Genomic DNA, 14,979 nt, shown 5'->3' on the forward strand with positions numbered 1-14,979 from the left:
CGGGCTCGGGGCGGTTTTGCCCGCGCGCCCGGCTCAGCCCAGCGGCAGTTCCACCCGCACCAGCCACTCGCCCTTCTCCGGGCCGGTGCGCGCGCTGCCGCCGAGCAGCGCGGCCCGCTCCCGTATGCCCCGCAGCCCGCTGCCCCGGCCGGGGCCGGGTATCGGCTCCGGCAGCGCGTTGCGCACCCGGAGCAGCAGCCGGTCGTCCGTGACCGCGACCCGGACCCGCACGGGGACCGCGCCCGCGTGCCGCAGCACGTTCGTCAGCGCCTCCTGGAGGATGCGGTAGCCCTCGCGCGAGACCGGCCCCGGCACCGCCGCGACCGGCCCCGACACCTCGGCGTCCACCGTCGCCCCCGAGGCCCGCGCCGACTCCAGGAGCCGGTCCGCGTCGGCCAGGGTGGGCCGGGCGCTCGCCGACTGCCCGGACTCGCGCAGCACCCCCAGCACCCGCTCCAGGTCGGCGAGCGCGGCCCGGCCGGTCTCCTCGATCGCGCCGAGCGCCCGGTCGGTGAACTCCGGATCGCCCGCCGCGCGCGCCGCACCCGCCTGCACCACCGCCACCGTCAGCGCATGCCCGATCGAGTCGTGCAACTCCCGCGCGATCCGGGTGCGTTCGAGCAGCCGCTCGGTGCGCTCCTCCAGGGCGGCCAGCCGCTCGGCGGCCGACGGCCCCAGCAGACGCCGCGCGCACACCGTGATCAGCGCGCCCAGGCCGACGACCGCGCCGTACAGGACGAGCAGGGGAACCGGCGCCAGCAGGGCCCAGCCGCGGGACGGCGGCAGCCGGTCCAGCAGCGGCAGCCCGGACGGCGCGCGCCCCCACGCGCACCGCGCCAGCTCGACCGCGGCCATGAGCGGCCACACCGTGGCGAAGCAGGCCATCCAGCCGAGCACCCAGCGCAGCTCCAGCCACCCCACCGTGCGCAGCCGGTCGCGCCAGTTCGCCGACGGAGCCTCGGATATGCCCGACTCCCGGGCACCGGGCGTCAGCAACCACCGCGCCTGCACCCCCTCGCCCAACCGCACCGCGGGCAGCAGACCGAGCGGGACGAGCACCACGGCGGGCACCCAGGGGCGCGAGGGATCGATGAAGAGCCACAGGCTCTCCATCAGCATGGGCACCCACAGATGCAGCAGTCGCGTGTACGTCGTCCCGCGCAGCAACGGGCGCAGGAGGCGGACCATGCGCACATCCTCGCACCCGCCACCGACAACGGGCCTCCCCCGCACGGGGGAGACGGACCCCACCGGCGGGGGAGGCGCCAACTGCCGCCGCCCACCAGGCTGCAGCCATGACCAGCATCGACGTACGCGACCTCACCAAGGAGTACGGCGCCCGGCGGGCCGTGGACCATCTGACCTTCAGCGTCCGCCCCGGCCGCGTCACCGGGTTCCTCGGGCCCAACGGCGCGGGCAAGTCCACCACCATGCGCCTCGTCCTCGGCCTGGACCGCCCCACCTCGGGCACCGCCACCATCGGCGGCCTGGCGTACGCCGCGCTGCGCGACCCGCTGCGCCGGGTGGGCGCCCTGCTGGACGCCGGGGCCGCGCACGGCTCCCGCACCGCCCGCGACCACCTGCGGGCCCTCGCGGCGAGCAACCGCGTCCCCGGGCGGCGCGTCGACGAGGTACTGGCGCGCACCGGCCTCGCCGAGGTGGCCCGGCGCCGGGTGGGCACCTACTCGCTCGGCATGCGCCAGCGGCTCGGCATCGCCGCGGCCCTGCTGGGCGATCCCGAGGTGATCCTCCTGGACGAGCCCGCCAACGGACTCGACCCCGAGGGCATCGTCTGGATCCGCACCCTGCTGCGCGACCTCGCCGCCGACGGCCGTACCGTCCTGGTCTCCAGCCATCTGATGAACGAGACCGCCGCCTTCGCCGACCACCTGGTGATCCTCGGCCGCGGCCGGCTCCTCGCCGACACCCCCGTCCAGGAGTTCATCGACGCCCGCGTCCAGCCCGAGGTCAGGGTCCGCAGCACCGACACCGGCGCGCTCGGCGACCTGCTCGCCCGGCACGGCCACGACGCCACCCGGCACCCGGACGGCGCCTGGACGGTACGGCACACCCGCGCCGAGGACCTCGGCCGCCTGCTGGCCGAGGCGGGCGTGCCCGTCCTGGAACTGGCCGCCCGCGAAGGCACCCTGGAGCAGGCCTACCTCGATCTGACCGCCGCCGAAGCCGAGTTCACCGCCCAGCCCCAGGAGGCCTGACCATGCCGTTCACCCCGGTCCTGCGCGCCGAGCTGATCAAGATCCGCACCCTGCGCTCGCTCGTCGGCTCCCTGGCCGCGATCGTCGTCGTCACGGCCGCCTTCTCCGCGCTCGCCTCGGCCTCCCCCGACCAGAACGACCCCGACCCGCTGTTCTCGGCGTTCTTCGGCGTCAGCTTCGGACAGATCGCCGCCATCGCCTTCGGCACGACGGCCGTGGCGGCGGAGTTCCGGGGCGGTGCGCTCCGGCTGACGCTGTCGGCCACCCCGGACCGGCCGCGCTGGTTCGCCGCCAAGGCCACCGCGATCGCCCTGCCGGCGCTCGCCGCCGGACTGCTCACCGGAGTGGTCACGCTGCTGGTCGGCAAGGCCGTCCTCGGTGCCGACGGTCCGACCTGGGCCCAGGGGCTGCGCGGCGCCGTCGGCTGCGCCCTCCAGCTCACGCTGATGGCGCTGTTCGCCGCGGGCCTCACCGCCGTGCTGCGCAGCGGTGTCGCGACCCTGTCGATCCTGATCCCGTTCCTGCTGATCGTGTCCTTCGTGATCGGCGACATGTCCTCGGGCGTCGCCGACCTCCTGCCCGACCGCGCCGGGCAGGTCGTCCTGCACAGCACCTGGGACGGTCCTCTCGGCCCCTGGACCGGCCTCGCGGTCTGCGCCCTGTGGGCGGCGGCGGCCCTGCTCGCGGGCGGCTGGACCCTGCACCGCAGGGACGCCTGAGCTACTTCTCGGCGGCCGCCCGCAGCCGCCCGAACTCCTCCGCCATCGTCGCCGCCGTCCAATGGGCGTTCAGGCCGCTGGGGTTGGGCAGGACCCAGATCCGGGTGTCCCCGATGGTCCGCTCCTGCGGCCCCACCTTGGCGGCGCGGTCGGCGAAGGCGGCGCGGTACGCGGTCACCCCGACCACCGCGAGCCACCGCGGTTCGAGGCGTCCTACCTTCTCGGTGAGCAGCCGGCCGCCCTCGGTGTACTCCTCGGCGGTCAGCTCGTCGGCCCGCGCGGTCGCGCGGGCCACGACATTGGTGATGCCGAGGCCGTACGACAGCAGTTCCCGCTGCTCGGCCGGCTTCAGCAGCCTCGGGGTGAAGCCGGACAGGTGCAGCACCGGCCAGAACCGGTTGCCGGGGCGGGCGAAGTGGTGGCCGGTGGCCGCCGTCAGCAGGCCGGGGTTGATGCCACAGAAGAGCACCCGCAGGCCGCCCGCGACCACGTCGGGGACGAGGCGGTCGCGGGCGGCCTCCAGGTCCGCCTTGGTGGGACGCGTGGTCAGAGGATCGCTCCGGGGGTGTAGCCGGCGGCCTCCGGGCGCTGCTTGACGATCTCCTCGATCCGGCCGACGACCACGGCGACCTGGTCGGCCGCGGCGCCCGTGAAGGACAGCTTGTCCGCCATCAGCGCGGCGAGCTGGGCACGGTCCAGCGGGAGGCGCTCGTCGGCGGCGAGCTTGTCCAGCAGGTCGTTGCGCTCGGCGCCCTGCTCGCGCATGGCGAGCGCGGTGGCGACGGCGTTCTCCTTGATCGCCTCGTGCGCCACCTCGCGGCCGACCCCGGCGCGCACCGCGCCCATCAGCACCTTGGTGGTGGCGAGGAACGGCAGGTAGCGGTCCAGCTCGCGGGCGATGACGGCGGGGAACGCGCCGAACTCGTCGAGGACGGTCAGGAAGGTCTCCAGCAGGCCGTCCAGCGCGAAGAACGCGTCCGGGAGCGCGACCCGGCGCACCACGGAGCAGGACACGTCGCCCTCGTTCCACTGGTCGCCCGCCAGCTCGCCGGTCATCGAGGCGTAGCCGCGCAGGATCACCATCAGGCCGTTGACGCGCTCGCAGGAGCGGGTGTTCATCTTGTGCGGCATCGCCGAGGAACCGACCTGGCCGGGCTTGAAGCCCTCGGTGACCAGCTCGTTGCCGGCCATCAGCCGGATCGTCTTGGCCAGCGAGGACGGCGCCGCCGCGAGCTGCACCAGCGCGGTGACGGCCTCGTAGTCCAGCGAGCGCGGGTAGACCTGGCCGACCGAGGTGAACGCCTGGGAGAAGCCCAGGTGGGAGGCGATTCGCTGCTCCAGCTCGGCGAGCTTCGAGGCGTCGCCGCCCAGCAGGTCGAGCATGTCCTGCGCGGTGCCGACCGGGCCCTTGATGCCGCGCAGCGGGTAGCGGGCGAGCAGCTCCTCGACGCGGCCGTAGGCCACGAGCAGCTCGTCGGCGGCGGTCGCGAAGCGCTTGCCGAGGGTGGTGGCCTGGGCGGCCACGTTGTGCGAGCGGCCGGCCATGACCAGCTCGGCGTACTCGCCGGCCAGCTTGCCGAGGCGGGCGAGGACGGCCACCGAGCGGTCGCGCATCAGCTCCAGGGAGAGCCGGATCTGCAGCTGCTCGACGTTCTCCGTGAGGTCACGGGAGGTCATGCCCTTGTGCACGTGCTCGTGCCCGGCGAGGGCGTTGAACTCCTCGATCCGCGCCTTCACATCGTGCCGGGTGACCTTCTCGCGCTCGGCGATCGAGGCCAGGTCGACGGTGTCGAGAACGCGCTCGTAGTCGGCGATCGCCTCGTCCGGCACCTCGATGCCGAGGTCCTTCTGCGCCCGCAGCACGGCGAGCCAGAGCTGCCGCTCCAGCTTCACCTTCTGCTCGGGCGACCAGAGCGTGGCGAGCTGGGCGGAGGCGTAGCGTCCGGCGAGGACGTTGGGGATGCGGGGCTTGGCGGGCGCAGAAGTCACGTGTCCAGATTCTACTGGCGGTTTGTGCAGGTCGACGCCAGGGCCCCGCTCGTCGGAAGCTACAAGAGCGTGGGGCCGCGTCTCGTGCGTCTACCGCACGTGGTGGTACCAGCATCGGTGCACCACAGGTTCGACGCCCAGCACGGCGGCGCCCGCGATCGTACCGACGAGCAGGGCGGCCCCACCTCCGCCGGTGAGGACCGCGCCGAGGCAGGCGGCGGCGACGACGAGCGGGCGCAGCAGGGTGAGCGGGCCGAGGCCGACCACGATCGCGAGGGTGCCGGCGCGAAACGGCAGGGTGAGGTAGGCGGCGAGCAGGAGCAGTACGGCGGCGGCGTAGACGGTGAGCGGGATCAGGTAGCCGAGGCCGCCTGCGGTCAGCGCCTCGTAGGTCCGTGCCGCATCGCGGGTGGTCAGCAGCAGGAGGGCGGCCAGCGCGGGGGCGAGCAGCAGGACGGCTCCGACGGCCAGCCCGCGCAGGGCGGCCCGGATGGTGGCCCGTTGCTTACGGATGCGGGCGTCGCTGCCGGCATAGGCGCGGAAGCCGCTGAACGCCGCGTCGACCAGACCGAGGAGTACGAGCGGTATGGCGGGCGTCATCGGGTGGCCTCGGCGAGGTGCTCCGGGCCGACCATGCGGCGTGCGTCCCGCCCGAGGGCTCGGCGAAGCGGCGCCTCCAGGTGCGGGCGCACCCCGATGACCGGACGCAACGTGGTGCAGAACGGGTTCGCCGTGCCGCGCGGCTCGTACAGCAGGGCGCGGATGCCGGGTACCGCGGCGGCCCGCAGCAGTGTCTCGTCGCTGTGCGCGCGCAGTGCGGAGACGACGCCGTCGTGACGGCCGAGGGGGTTGCGCATCCGGGCACGGTGGAAGACCCAGGCGCCGATGGGCGCGAGACGGGTCGCGGCGATGTCGAAGTGGCAGAAGGCATGCGCCGGTGAGGCGGCCTGGGCCTGGAAGAACTCGGCCAGGGCGGGACCACGGAAGTGATGCAGCACGCCGGTGGAGACGTAGAGGGTCGCGGCCTCCGGCAGGTCGAAGGCGTTTCCATGGACGAAACGGCACGTGAGCCCCTCGGCGCGGGCAAGGCGATCCGCCTCGCCGACCAGCGTGGCGTCGAGGTCGACCCCGACCAGCTCGACGTCCGCGCCGAGGGCGTTGGTACTCGCCAGCCAGCGGACCAGGTAGCCCAGGCCGCAACCGACGTCGACCAGGCGGTACGGGCCGCTCTGCCCGGTGGCCGACCGGATCGCGGTGAGGAGCGGACCGAGCAGGTGGACCAGGCGGTCGCCGATCCGTAGCTCCTCGCTGAGGCGCTGGAGCTCGGTGTGCACGCTGATGAGCAGGCGGTCCACGGCGTACGGGTCGAGTACGCCGTCCTGGTCCGCGGGCAGCCCGGCGACGATCCTGGCCGCGCGCTCGTCCCCGCTCTCGCGCAGCCGCTGGATCACCTCGGCGCGCCGGACCGGGAGCCGGTGGCCGCCGCGCGGATCCACCGCCGTGATCAGGTCGGAAATCTCAAGCCGGTCCACGAGGCAGCACCCTACGGCCGCGGGAACCGGAGGGTGGACGGAGTTCGGAATCCGGCGGGCGACGAACAGCACGCTCCCGTTGGAGTGAGGAATTCGGCTCGGGCCCGGGTCAGGGTCCCACCTGTCGCCAGTCCGTCACAGGGCCGGGGTCCGTGTGGTCCACGGGGGTGATCCAGAAGGCTTGGCCCAGCTGGGCGCTGACGTGGGCGCCGGTGCGGCCGTCCCCGGAGGAGCGGCCGGTCAGCCGCCTGCCGATCCAGGGCAGCAGGTGCTGCCGGGTGAACCGGAGGTCCGCCACCCGGCGGCTCAGCCACGCCGGCGGCGCGGTGGCCGGCATCGGCACCCGCCACTCGGTGTCCTCGGGCGCGTAGCCGAGCGTCTGCCAGACCGCCTCGGCCACCCGGCGGTGCCCCTCGGCCGTCAGATGCAGCCGGTCCACGTCCCACAGCCGGGGATCGCCGAGCGCGGGGGCGCCGTACAGGTCGACCACCAGGGCGCCGTGCTCGGCGGCCAGCTCGTCCACGGTGGCGTACAGCTCCTCCATACGCGGCCGGAACCGCTCCAGGACCGGGCCCTGGCGGCCGGGGCTGCGCATCAGCACCAGCCGCTTGCAGGAGGGGGCCAGCCGCTCCACCGCCTCGGTCAGCAGCCCGCGCACCCTGCCCATGTCGCACTTGGGCCGCAGGGCGTCGTTGAGCCCGCCGACCAGGGTCACCACGTCGGCGTTCATGGCGGCGGCCAGGCCCACCTGCTCGTCGACGATCTGCCCGATCAGCTTGCCGCGCACGGCGAGGTTGGCGTACCGGAAGTCCGGGGTGCCCGCCGCCATCCGCGAGGCGAGCACGTCGGCCCAGCCCCGGTAGGAGCCGTCGGGCAGCAGGTCCGACATGCCCTCGGTGAAGGAGTCGCCGATCGCGACCAGGCTGGTGTACGGGGGAGGAGTGGGATTCGTCTGCATGGCGGAAGCGATGGTATCCCGGCTCCATACCCGCCGGTCGGTCGGTGTGCGCAACCAGCGCGGGCGCGGGGGAAGCGCCTGCTCAGGCGGGCTGCCCGAACAACTCCCGCAGCACGTCCTCCATGGTCACGAGCCCGGCCAGCCGGCCGTCGTCGCCCAGTACGGCGGCCACGTGGGTGCGGCTGCCCCGCATCGCGGTGAGCACGTCGTCCAGCGGGGTGTCCGCCCGCACGCGGGCGATGGGCCGCATGTCGCCCAGCTCGAACGCCAGGTGCCGCGGCGCGGCGTCCAGCGCGTCCTTGACGTGCAGGTACCCCACGATCCGGCGGCCCGCGTCGACCACCGGGAACCGGGAGAACCCCGACTCGGCCGACAGCCGCTCCAACTGCTCCGGGGTGACGCCCACCCGCGCGTACACCACCCGCGCCAGCGGCACCACCACGTCCCGCACCGGGCGGCTGCCCAGCTCCAGGGCGTCGTGCAGCCGCTCCTGCGCCCGGTCGTCGATCAGGCCCGCCTCGCTCGCGTCCTTGACGATCTCGGCGAGTTCGGTGTCCGTGAAGGTCGCCGCGACCTCGTCCCTCGCCTGCACCCGCAGCAGCCTCAGCAGCCCGCTGGCGAAGGCGTTCACCGTGAAGATCACCGGGCGCAGCGCGCGGGACAGCGCGACCAGCGGCGGCCCGAGCAGCAGCGCCGCGCGCACCGGCTCCGCGAGCGAGATGTTCTTGGGCACCATCTCGCCCAGCAGCATGTGCAGATAGGTCGCGAGGGTCAGCGCGATCACGAACGAGACGGCCTGGCCCGCGCCCGGCGGCACACCCACCGCGTGGAACAGCGGCTCCAGCAGGTGCGCGATGGCCGGCTCGGCGACCACACCCAGGACCAGCGTGCACAGGGTGATGCCGAGCTGGGCGGCGGCCAGCAGCGCGGAGACGTGCTCCAGCGCCCACAGCACGCTCTTCGCCCGCCGGTCGCCCTCCTGCGCGAGGGGCTCGATCTGCGAGCGGCGCACCGAGATCAGCGCGAACTCGCCGGCCACGAAGAAGGCGTTGACCACGAGGGTGGCCAGGCCGATCAGCAGCTGCACGGTGGTCATCGCGCCCTCCTCGCCGGCCTGCCGCCGCGCTCGTCGTCCAGGGGCGCGTGCAGCAGCACCCGGGCGGCGCGCCGGCCGGAGGCGTCGACCACGTCCAGCCGCCAGCCCGCGATCTCGACCCGGTCGCCCACCTCGGGTATCCGGCCCAGCTCGGTGGCGACCAGCCCGGCCAGGGTCTCGTACGGCCCGTCGGGCGCCCGCAGTCCGACGCGCGCGAGCTGGTCGGTGCGGGCCGCGCCGCCGGCCGAGTACAGGGCCCGGCCGCCCTCGTCCGCGCCGGCCGGGGCGATGTCGGGCGTCTCGTGCGGGTCGTGTTCGTCGCGCACCTCGCCGACGACCTCCTCGACGATGTCCTCCACGGTCGCCACGCCCGCCGTGCCGCCGTACTCGTCTATGACGACGGCCATGGTCCGGCGGCCGGACAGCCGGTCGAGGAGCCGGTCGACGGTGAGGGACTCGGGCACCAGCAGCGGCTCCCGCATCAGATGGGAGATGCGGCGGTGGCGGCGGTGCTCGGCGGGCACCGCCAGGACGTCCTTGATGTGGACGGTGCCGACGACGGAGTCGAGGCTGCCGCGGAAGACCGGGAAGCGGGACAGGCCCGTCGCCCGGGTCGCGTTCGCCACGTCCTCGCAGGTCGCCTGCTCCTCCAGGGCGATGACCTGGACGCGCGGGGTCATCACGTTCTCCGCCGTCAGGTCGGCCAGGTTCAGTGTGCGCACGAACAGCTCGGCGGTGTCCGCCTCCAGCGCGCCCGCCTTGGCGGAGTGCCGGGCGAGCGCGGCCAGCTCCTGCGGCCCGCGCGCGGAGGCCAGCTCCTCGGCGGGTTCGAGGCCGAGCCGGCGTACGACGTGGTTGGCCGTGTTGTTCAGCTGGGCGATGAAGGGCCGGAAGGCGGCGCTGAACCAGCGCTGCGGGGTGCCCACCCGTTTGGCGACGGCCAGCGGCGAGGAGATCGCCCAGTTCTTGGGCACCAGCTCGCCGACGACCATCAGGAACACCGTGGACAGCGCGGTGCCGAGCACCAGCGCCGCCGAGCGCGCCGCACCGCCCGAAAGCCCCAGCGCCCGCAACGGTCCGGCGAGCAGCTTGGCGACCGAGGGCTCGGCGAGCATGCCGACGACCAGGTTGGTGACGGTGATGCCGAGCTGGGCGCCGGAGAGCTGGAACGTCAGGTTCCGTACGGCCTTCAGCGCGCCCGCGGCACCCCGCTCGCCGCGCCGGGCGGCCCGCTCCAGCTCGCCGCGCTCGACCGTGGTCAGCGAGAACTCGGCCGCCACGAACGCGCCGCAGGCCAGCGACAGCAGGATCGCCACCAGAAGGAGCAGCACTTCCGTCATCGGGTCACCCCCGTCCCATGATCGGACAGGGGACGGCGGGATGCTCGGTGTCGCGGGCCGGGGGGCTCGCCCATGGGGGGACGCTCACTACCTTTCACAGAGGGCCGAGTGCTCCCTCAAGGGTAAAGGATGGGCAAAGCAATCCCCTGGGTTTCCGGAGCGGTCAGCCGGTGAGCGGTTTCACCCAGCGCCGCCACTGCTCCTCGGGCCCGTACCCGGCCGAGCTCCACGCGTGCTGCGCCCGCTCGTTGCGCACCAGCACCATCGCGTCGGCGCGCCGCCCGCCGAGGCGTCCGAAGCGCTCCTCGGCGGCGGCCAGCAGGGCCGTGGCGATGCCCTGGCGGCGCCGCTCGGGAGCCACCGCGAGCCGGTACAGATGGCAGCGCCAGCCGTCGAAGCCCGCGATCACGGTGCCGACCAGCTCACCGCCCCGCTCCGCCAGGATCAGCGCCTGCGGATCGCGCTCCACCAGGCGCTCCACCCCGGCGCGGTCGTCGCTGATGCTGGTGCCCTCGGCGGCCGTCCGCCAGAAGGCGAGCACGGCGTCGAGGTCATCGGGGGCGGCGGGACGTACGCGCAACTCGTTCATGCGGCCACCCTGCGCGCGGCCGCGCCCCGCGCGCCGGGGTTTTCATCATGCGGACCGTGCGCGCAGCCGCTCGATCACCGGCGCGAACTCCTCAAGCTGGGGCTCCAGGACGGTCAGGTTGGTGAACCCGTACCGCTCGCGCTGCGCCTCGACCTTCGCCACGACGTCCTCCAGCGGACCCACCAGGATCGTGGGCAGCGCCAGGGCGTCGTCCAGGGTGAGCCCCGGGTGCCGTCCCAGCAGCGGCTTGAGCGCCGGCTCCGGATCGTCGGTGACGGTGACGAGCTGGAGCAGCAGGTTCAGCTCGGCGGGCTCCGCGCGGCCTGCCGCCAGCTCCCGGTAGCGCCCCACCCGCTCGTCCAGCTCGTCGGCGGTGAGCGGTTCGAGCGACGACGTGGTCCCCGGCCGGACGGCCGAGAAGGCCGCGATGTCGGCGTGCTCGGCGGTCAGCCGGAGCATCCGGTCGCCGTTGCCGCCGATCAGCAGCGGCACCCGGGCCTGCGCCGGCCGCGGCTGGTGGTCCGCGGAGCCGAGCAGCCGGTCCAACTCCTCGACGGTGCGCCGCAGATGGTCCACCCGCTCGCCCGGCGAGCCGAACGGCAGCCCGGCCGACTCGTGTTCCTGACGCACATAGCCGGCGCCGAGGCCGAGTTCGAGGCGCCCGTCGGTGAGCGCGTCCGTGGTCGCCACGTCGCGGGCCAGCAACGCCGGGTTGTGGAAGCCCGCGTTGAGCACGAACGTGCCGACCCGGACCCGCTCGGTCGCCTGCGCCGCCGCGACCAGCGCGGGGAAGGGCGCCACCCAGCCGAGATGGTCGGGGACGAGGATCACGTCGTAGCCCAGTTCCTCGGCCCGACGGCACTTCGCGCGCCACTCGGAACCGGACGTGGGCGTGAGCATGTTGACCCCGAAGCGGAACGCGTGTGACACGAAGTCTCCCCAGTCATAAGCGAATTGAGCCTCGGTCGGCATTCCATCACATCGGTGCCGGGGCACGCGGGGCCGTCACTCGTGGGCGATCGCCGCCAGCACGTTCATGCGCGACGCCCGCAGCGCGGGCAGCAGGGCGGCCACCACACCCACCACCGCGGAGCCGATCACCACCGCCACGATGGTGCCCCAGGGAATCGCGAACGCCGTCAACCCGCGCAGCGCCAGCACCCGTTGCATGCACACGCCCCACACCAGGCCGAGGGCCAGTCCGAGCACCGCGCCGAACACCGCGATCACCACCGACTCCAGCCGGATCATCCGCCGCAGCTGCCGCCGCCCCAGCCCGATCGCGCGCAGCAGCCCGATCTCCCGGGTGCGCTCCACCACCGACAGCGCGAGCGTGTTGACCACGCCGAGCACCGCGATGACGATCGCCAGCCCCAGCAGCGCGTACACCAGATACAGCAGCACGCCGATCTGGTCGTGGACCAGCCGCTTGTAGTCGCCCTGGTCGCGCACCTGGACCTGCGGGAACGGTTTCAGCGCCTGCTCCAGCCGGGGGCGCAGGTCCTGCGGCTTCGTGCCCGCGGCGGCGTTGACGTAGAGCGCGGAGTCCTGGCCGCCGGGCGCGTACCGCTCCAGCGTGCCGAGGCCGAAGAAGACGCCGCCCTGGTCGCCGAAGCCGTCGGTCGTGGACTGCTCGGTGAGCGCGCCGACCGTCAGCCCGGCCCGGCGGCCTCCCGGGAACTCCACCGGGAGCACACTGCCGAGCCGCACCCCGTGGTCCCGGGCGAAGCTCGCGTCCAGCGCGAGGTGCCCGTCGGCCAGCGCGGCCGCCGAGCCGCCCCGCGCGTAGGAGAGGTGCACGACGTCGTCCAGCCCGGGGCCGTAGCCGACGGCACCCGTCTCGACCCGGCCGCCGTCGGGCAGCCGTACGGCGATCCGCGTCAGCCGCTGCGCCACGACGAGCCCGGCGCCCCTGGTCGCGGCGACGCGGTCGGCGACCTGCCGGGTGAACGGGGTGAAGTTGGCGTTCTGGACCGTGAAGTCGGCGCCCAGGCGCTGGTCGATCCGCTGGTCGAACGACGCCGACATGGAGGCGCTCGCCACCGACATCCCGGCCACCAGGGCGAGGCCCACCATCAGCGCGGCGGCCGTGGCGCCGGTACGGCGGGGATTGCGCAGGGCGTTGCGCCGGCTCATCCGGCCGACCGGGCCGAACAGCGCGGGGAAACCCGCGCCCAGCACCCGGATCACCGGCCGCACCAGCAGCGGCCCGGCGACCACGGCCGCGATCAGCGTCAGGGCCACCCCGGCCCCCAGCAGCGCGGCGGCGGGACCGGTCCGCGTGGCCGCCGCGCACCCGGCCAGCGCCGCCGCGCCCACCGCCCCGACCGCCGCGCCGGCGATCGCGCGCGCCCGAAGCGGCTTGCCCACACCGGCGACCTCGGCGTCCGCGAGCGCCGCCATGGGGGAGACGGCCGCCGCGCGCCGGGCGGGCAGATAGGCGGCCACGAAGGTGACGCCGAGCCCGACCACGTACGCGGCGACGGGCGTGCCCCACCCGATCACCATCCGGGCGGCGTCCAGGTGCACGCCGAACGCCCGCATCAGGGCGATCAGCCCGAAGGCCAGCCCGATCCCGGCCGCGAGGCCGAGCGTCGAGCCGGCCAGGCCGAGCAGCAGCGCCTCCGTCAGCACCGAGCGGCGCACCTGCCGCCGGTCCGCGCCCAGCGCGCGCAGCAGCCCCAGCTCCCGGGTGCGCTGGGCGATCAGCATGGAGAAGGTGTTGACGATCAGGAACACGCCGACCAGGAGAGCGACCCCGGCGAAGCCCAGCATGACGTACTTGATCACGTTCAGGAACGTGCCGAGGCTTGCCGCCGCCGACTTGGCCTGCTCGTCCGCGGTCTTCACGTCGTAGCCGGCGGCGTGCGGGCCGAGCGCCGCGGCGACCCGGTGCGCCAGTTGTTCGCGGGGGACGCCCGGGGCCGCGTCCACGGTGATGGCGGTGGCCCGTGCGGCCGAACCGAGGAGCCGGTCGCCCGCCACCGCGGGGTCCAGGAAGAGCAGGGCCGCGCCCGGGTTGGTCGTGGTGAACGTGGCGATCCCGACGACCCGCACCCCGAACGTGCCGGGCTGCGCCTGCACGGTCAGCATGTCGCCGATCCGCACGTGCCGCTCGGCGGCCGTGTCCGCGTCGAGCAGCGCCTCGTCCCGACCCCGCGGGGCGCGCCCGGAGGTCAGCTCCACCGGGCTGTGCCGGGTCGGGTACCAGGAGCCGGCGAGGGTGGGCGCGCCGTTGGTCGGGCTGATGGGACGGTCGTGGCGGTCGACCACCACGATGTTCCCCACCTGCACCTCGGCGCGCGCCGCCGCCACGCCGTCGGCCTTCGCCACCCGCTCCCGCAGCGCGGCGGGCAGCGTCTGCACCGCGCCGCTCGCCCGCGCGGACATCAGGTCGCGCTTCGGCTGCACGGTCACGTCGGCGGCGGTGGAGGCGAACAGCCGGTCGAAGGTCCGGGTGACGGTGTCGGAGAAGATCAGGCTGCCCGCGACGAAGGCCACGGACAGGACGACGGCCAGCGCGGACAGCGCGAGCCGCCCCTTGTGCGCGAGGAAGCTCCGCAGGGTCGCCCTGAGCACCGGATCAGTCCTCCCGCGCGGCACCCGCGCCGCGCTCGCCGGCGGACCGCTCGGACCGTTCGCCCTCGGACCGCTCGGACCGTTCGCCCTCGAACCGCTCCGGCCGTTCGCCGTCGAACCGCTTCATCCGCTCCAGGACCCGTTCCGCCGTCGGCCGGGCCAGCTCGTCCACGATCCGCCCGTCGGCGAGGAAGAGCACCAGGTCGGAGTGGGCGGCGGCGCCCGGGTCGTGGGTGACCATCACGACGGTCTGATCCAGGTCGTCCACCGCGCCGCGCAGAAAGCCCAGCACCTCAAGACCGGACCGCGAGTCGAGGTTTCCGGTCGGTTCGTCGGCGAAGATCAGCTCGGGCCGGGAGGCCAGCGCCCGCGCGCACGCCACCCGCTGCTGCTGGCCGCCCGAGAGCTGACCGGGCCGGTGCGCGAGCCGCCCGCGCAGCCCGAGGGTGTCGATCACCTGATCGAGCCATGCCTGATCGGGTTTGCGGCCCGCGATGTCCATCGGCAGGGTGATGTTCTCGGCGGCGGTCAGCGTCGGGATGAGGTTGAACGACTGGAACACGAACCCGACCCGGTCCCGCCGCAGCCGGGCCAGGTCCCGCTCCCGCAGCCCCGTGATCTCGGTCTCGCCCAGCCACACCCGCCCCGCGGTGACCGTGTCGAGCCCGGCCAGGCAGTGCATCAGCGTGGACTTGCCGGATCCCGAGGGCCCCATCACGGCGGTGAACCGGCCGCGCGCGATGTCCACGTCCACCGCGTCCAGCGCGAGCACGGCGGTCTCGCCCGCGCCGTAGGCCTTGGTCAGCCCGCGGGCGCGGGCCGCTGTCCCCTCGCCCGGCGCGCGGCCGGGGGCGTGCTGTGCGGCAGCGGATGTGGACAAGACCGCCTCCCGGTCACCGGTACGAGCTGTCCCGGGTGAGCCTAATGTGACCGGCGGCACAGGGGGAATCGGTGACGGAGG

At 74.3% G+C, this 14,979-nt stretch carries 13 protein-coding genes and 1 pseudogene; 2 read left to right on the forward strand and 12 right to left on the reverse strand.

Going from position 1 to position 14,979, the window contains the following annotated elements; all coding sequences use genetic code 11:
* Window positions 1-33 precede the first annotated feature (33 nt).
* Complete coding sequence (locus AB0927_RS12605; protein WP_366667558.1) at window positions 34-1,188, reverse strand: histidine kinase; 1,155 nt, start codon at window positions 1,186-1,188, stop codon at window positions 34-36.
* 107 nt (window positions 1,189-1,295) lie between these two features.
* Between AB0927_RS12605 and AB0927_RS12610 the strand changes: the two genes are divergently transcribed.
* Window positions 1,296-2,216: an ATP-binding cassette domain-containing protein gene (locus AB0927_RS12610; RefSeq protein WP_366667559.1), complete on the forward strand. Its 921-nt coding sequence runs from the start codon at window positions 1,296-1,298 to the stop codon at window positions 2,214-2,216.
* Between the two features lie 2 nt (window positions 2,217-2,218).
* A complete protein-coding gene (locus AB0927_RS12615) occupies window positions 2,219-2,935 on the forward strand; it encodes an ABC transporter permease (RefSeq protein ID WP_366667560.1) in 717 nt (238 codons plus the stop codon).
* Window position 2,936: 1 nt separating this feature from the next.
* On the opposite strand, the gene mug is transcribed toward AB0927_RS12615, so the two are convergent.
* The 11 genes and pseudogenes from mug to AB0927_RS12670 form a co-directional block, all read right to left on the reverse strand.
* Window positions 2,937-3,425, reverse strand: coding sequence for a G/U mismatch-specific DNA glycosylase (gene mug / locus AB0927_RS12620; protein WP_366667561.1), 489 nt, complete (start codon window positions 3,423-3,425; stop codon window positions 2,937-2,939).
* A gap of 56 nt (window positions 3,426-3,481) precedes the next feature.
* The gene (purB, locus tag AB0927_RS12625; protein WP_366667562.1) at window positions 3,482-4,924 is read right to left on the reverse strand and encodes an adenylosuccinate lyase; all 1,443 of its coding nucleotides are present in this window, start codon (window positions 4,922-4,924) and stop codon (window positions 3,482-3,484) included.
* A 90-nt stretch (window positions 4,925-5,014) separates the two neighbouring features.
* Window positions 5,015-5,524: a hypothetical protein gene (locus AB0927_RS12630; protein WP_366667563.1), complete on the reverse strand. Its 510-nt coding sequence runs from the start codon at window positions 5,522-5,524 to the stop codon at window positions 5,015-5,017.
* Entirely contained in the window at window positions 5,521-6,456 is a 936-nt protein-coding gene (locus AB0927_RS12635; protein WP_366667564.1) for a class I SAM-dependent methyltransferase, read from the reverse strand. The genes AB0927_RS12630 and AB0927_RS12635 overlap by 4 nt, the downstream gene beginning before the upstream one ends.
* Window positions 6,457-6,565: 109 nt before the next feature.
* Complete coding sequence (locus AB0927_RS12640) at window positions 6,566-7,414, reverse strand: SGNH/GDSL hydrolase family protein (protein ID WP_366667565.1); 849 nt, start codon at window positions 7,412-7,414, stop codon at window positions 6,566-6,568.
* An 82-nt stretch (window positions 7,415-7,496) separates the two neighbouring features.
* A complete protein-coding gene (locus AB0927_RS12645; RefSeq protein ID WP_366667566.1) occupies window positions 7,497-8,510 on the reverse strand; it encodes a hemolysin family protein in 1,014 nt (337 codons plus the stop codon).
* The gene (locus AB0927_RS12650; protein ID WP_366667567.1) at window positions 8,507-9,850 is read right to left on the reverse strand and encodes a hemolysin family protein; all 1,344 of its coding nucleotides are present in this window, start codon (window positions 9,848-9,850) and stop codon (window positions 8,507-8,509) included. Before AB0927_RS12650 ends, AB0927_RS12645 begins: the two co-directional genes overlap by 4 nt.
* A 163-nt stretch (window positions 9,851-10,013) precedes the next feature.
* Window positions 10,014-10,457, reverse strand: a pseudogene (locus AB0927_RS12655) (GNAT family N-acetyltransferase); the annotation flags it as partial.
* 27 nt (window positions 10,458-10,484) lie between these two features.
* The gene (locus AB0927_RS12660; RefSeq protein ID WP_366667568.1) at window positions 10,485-11,369 is read right to left on the reverse strand and encodes an LLM class F420-dependent oxidoreductase; all 885 of its coding nucleotides are present in this window, start codon (window positions 11,367-11,369) and stop codon (window positions 10,485-10,487) included.
* A gap of 75 nt (window positions 11,370-11,444) precedes the next feature.
* A complete protein-coding gene (locus tag AB0927_RS12665; RefSeq protein ID WP_366667569.1) occupies window positions 11,445-14,018 on the reverse strand; it encodes an ABC transporter permease in 2,574 nt (857 codons plus the stop codon).
* Window positions 14,019-14,022: 4 nt separating this feature from the next.
* Entirely contained in the window at window positions 14,023-14,898 is an 876-nt protein-coding gene (locus tag AB0927_RS12670; protein WP_366667570.1) for an ABC transporter ATP-binding protein, read from the reverse strand.
* Between the last annotated feature and the right edge of the window lie 81 nt (window positions 14,899-14,979).

Origin of the sequence: Streptomyces sp. NPDC048106 (genome assembly GCF_040706415.1) — a bacterium.
In the GTDB taxonomy this organism is placed as follows: Bacteria; Actinomycetota; Actinomycetes; order Streptomycetales; family Streptomycetaceae; genus Streptomyces.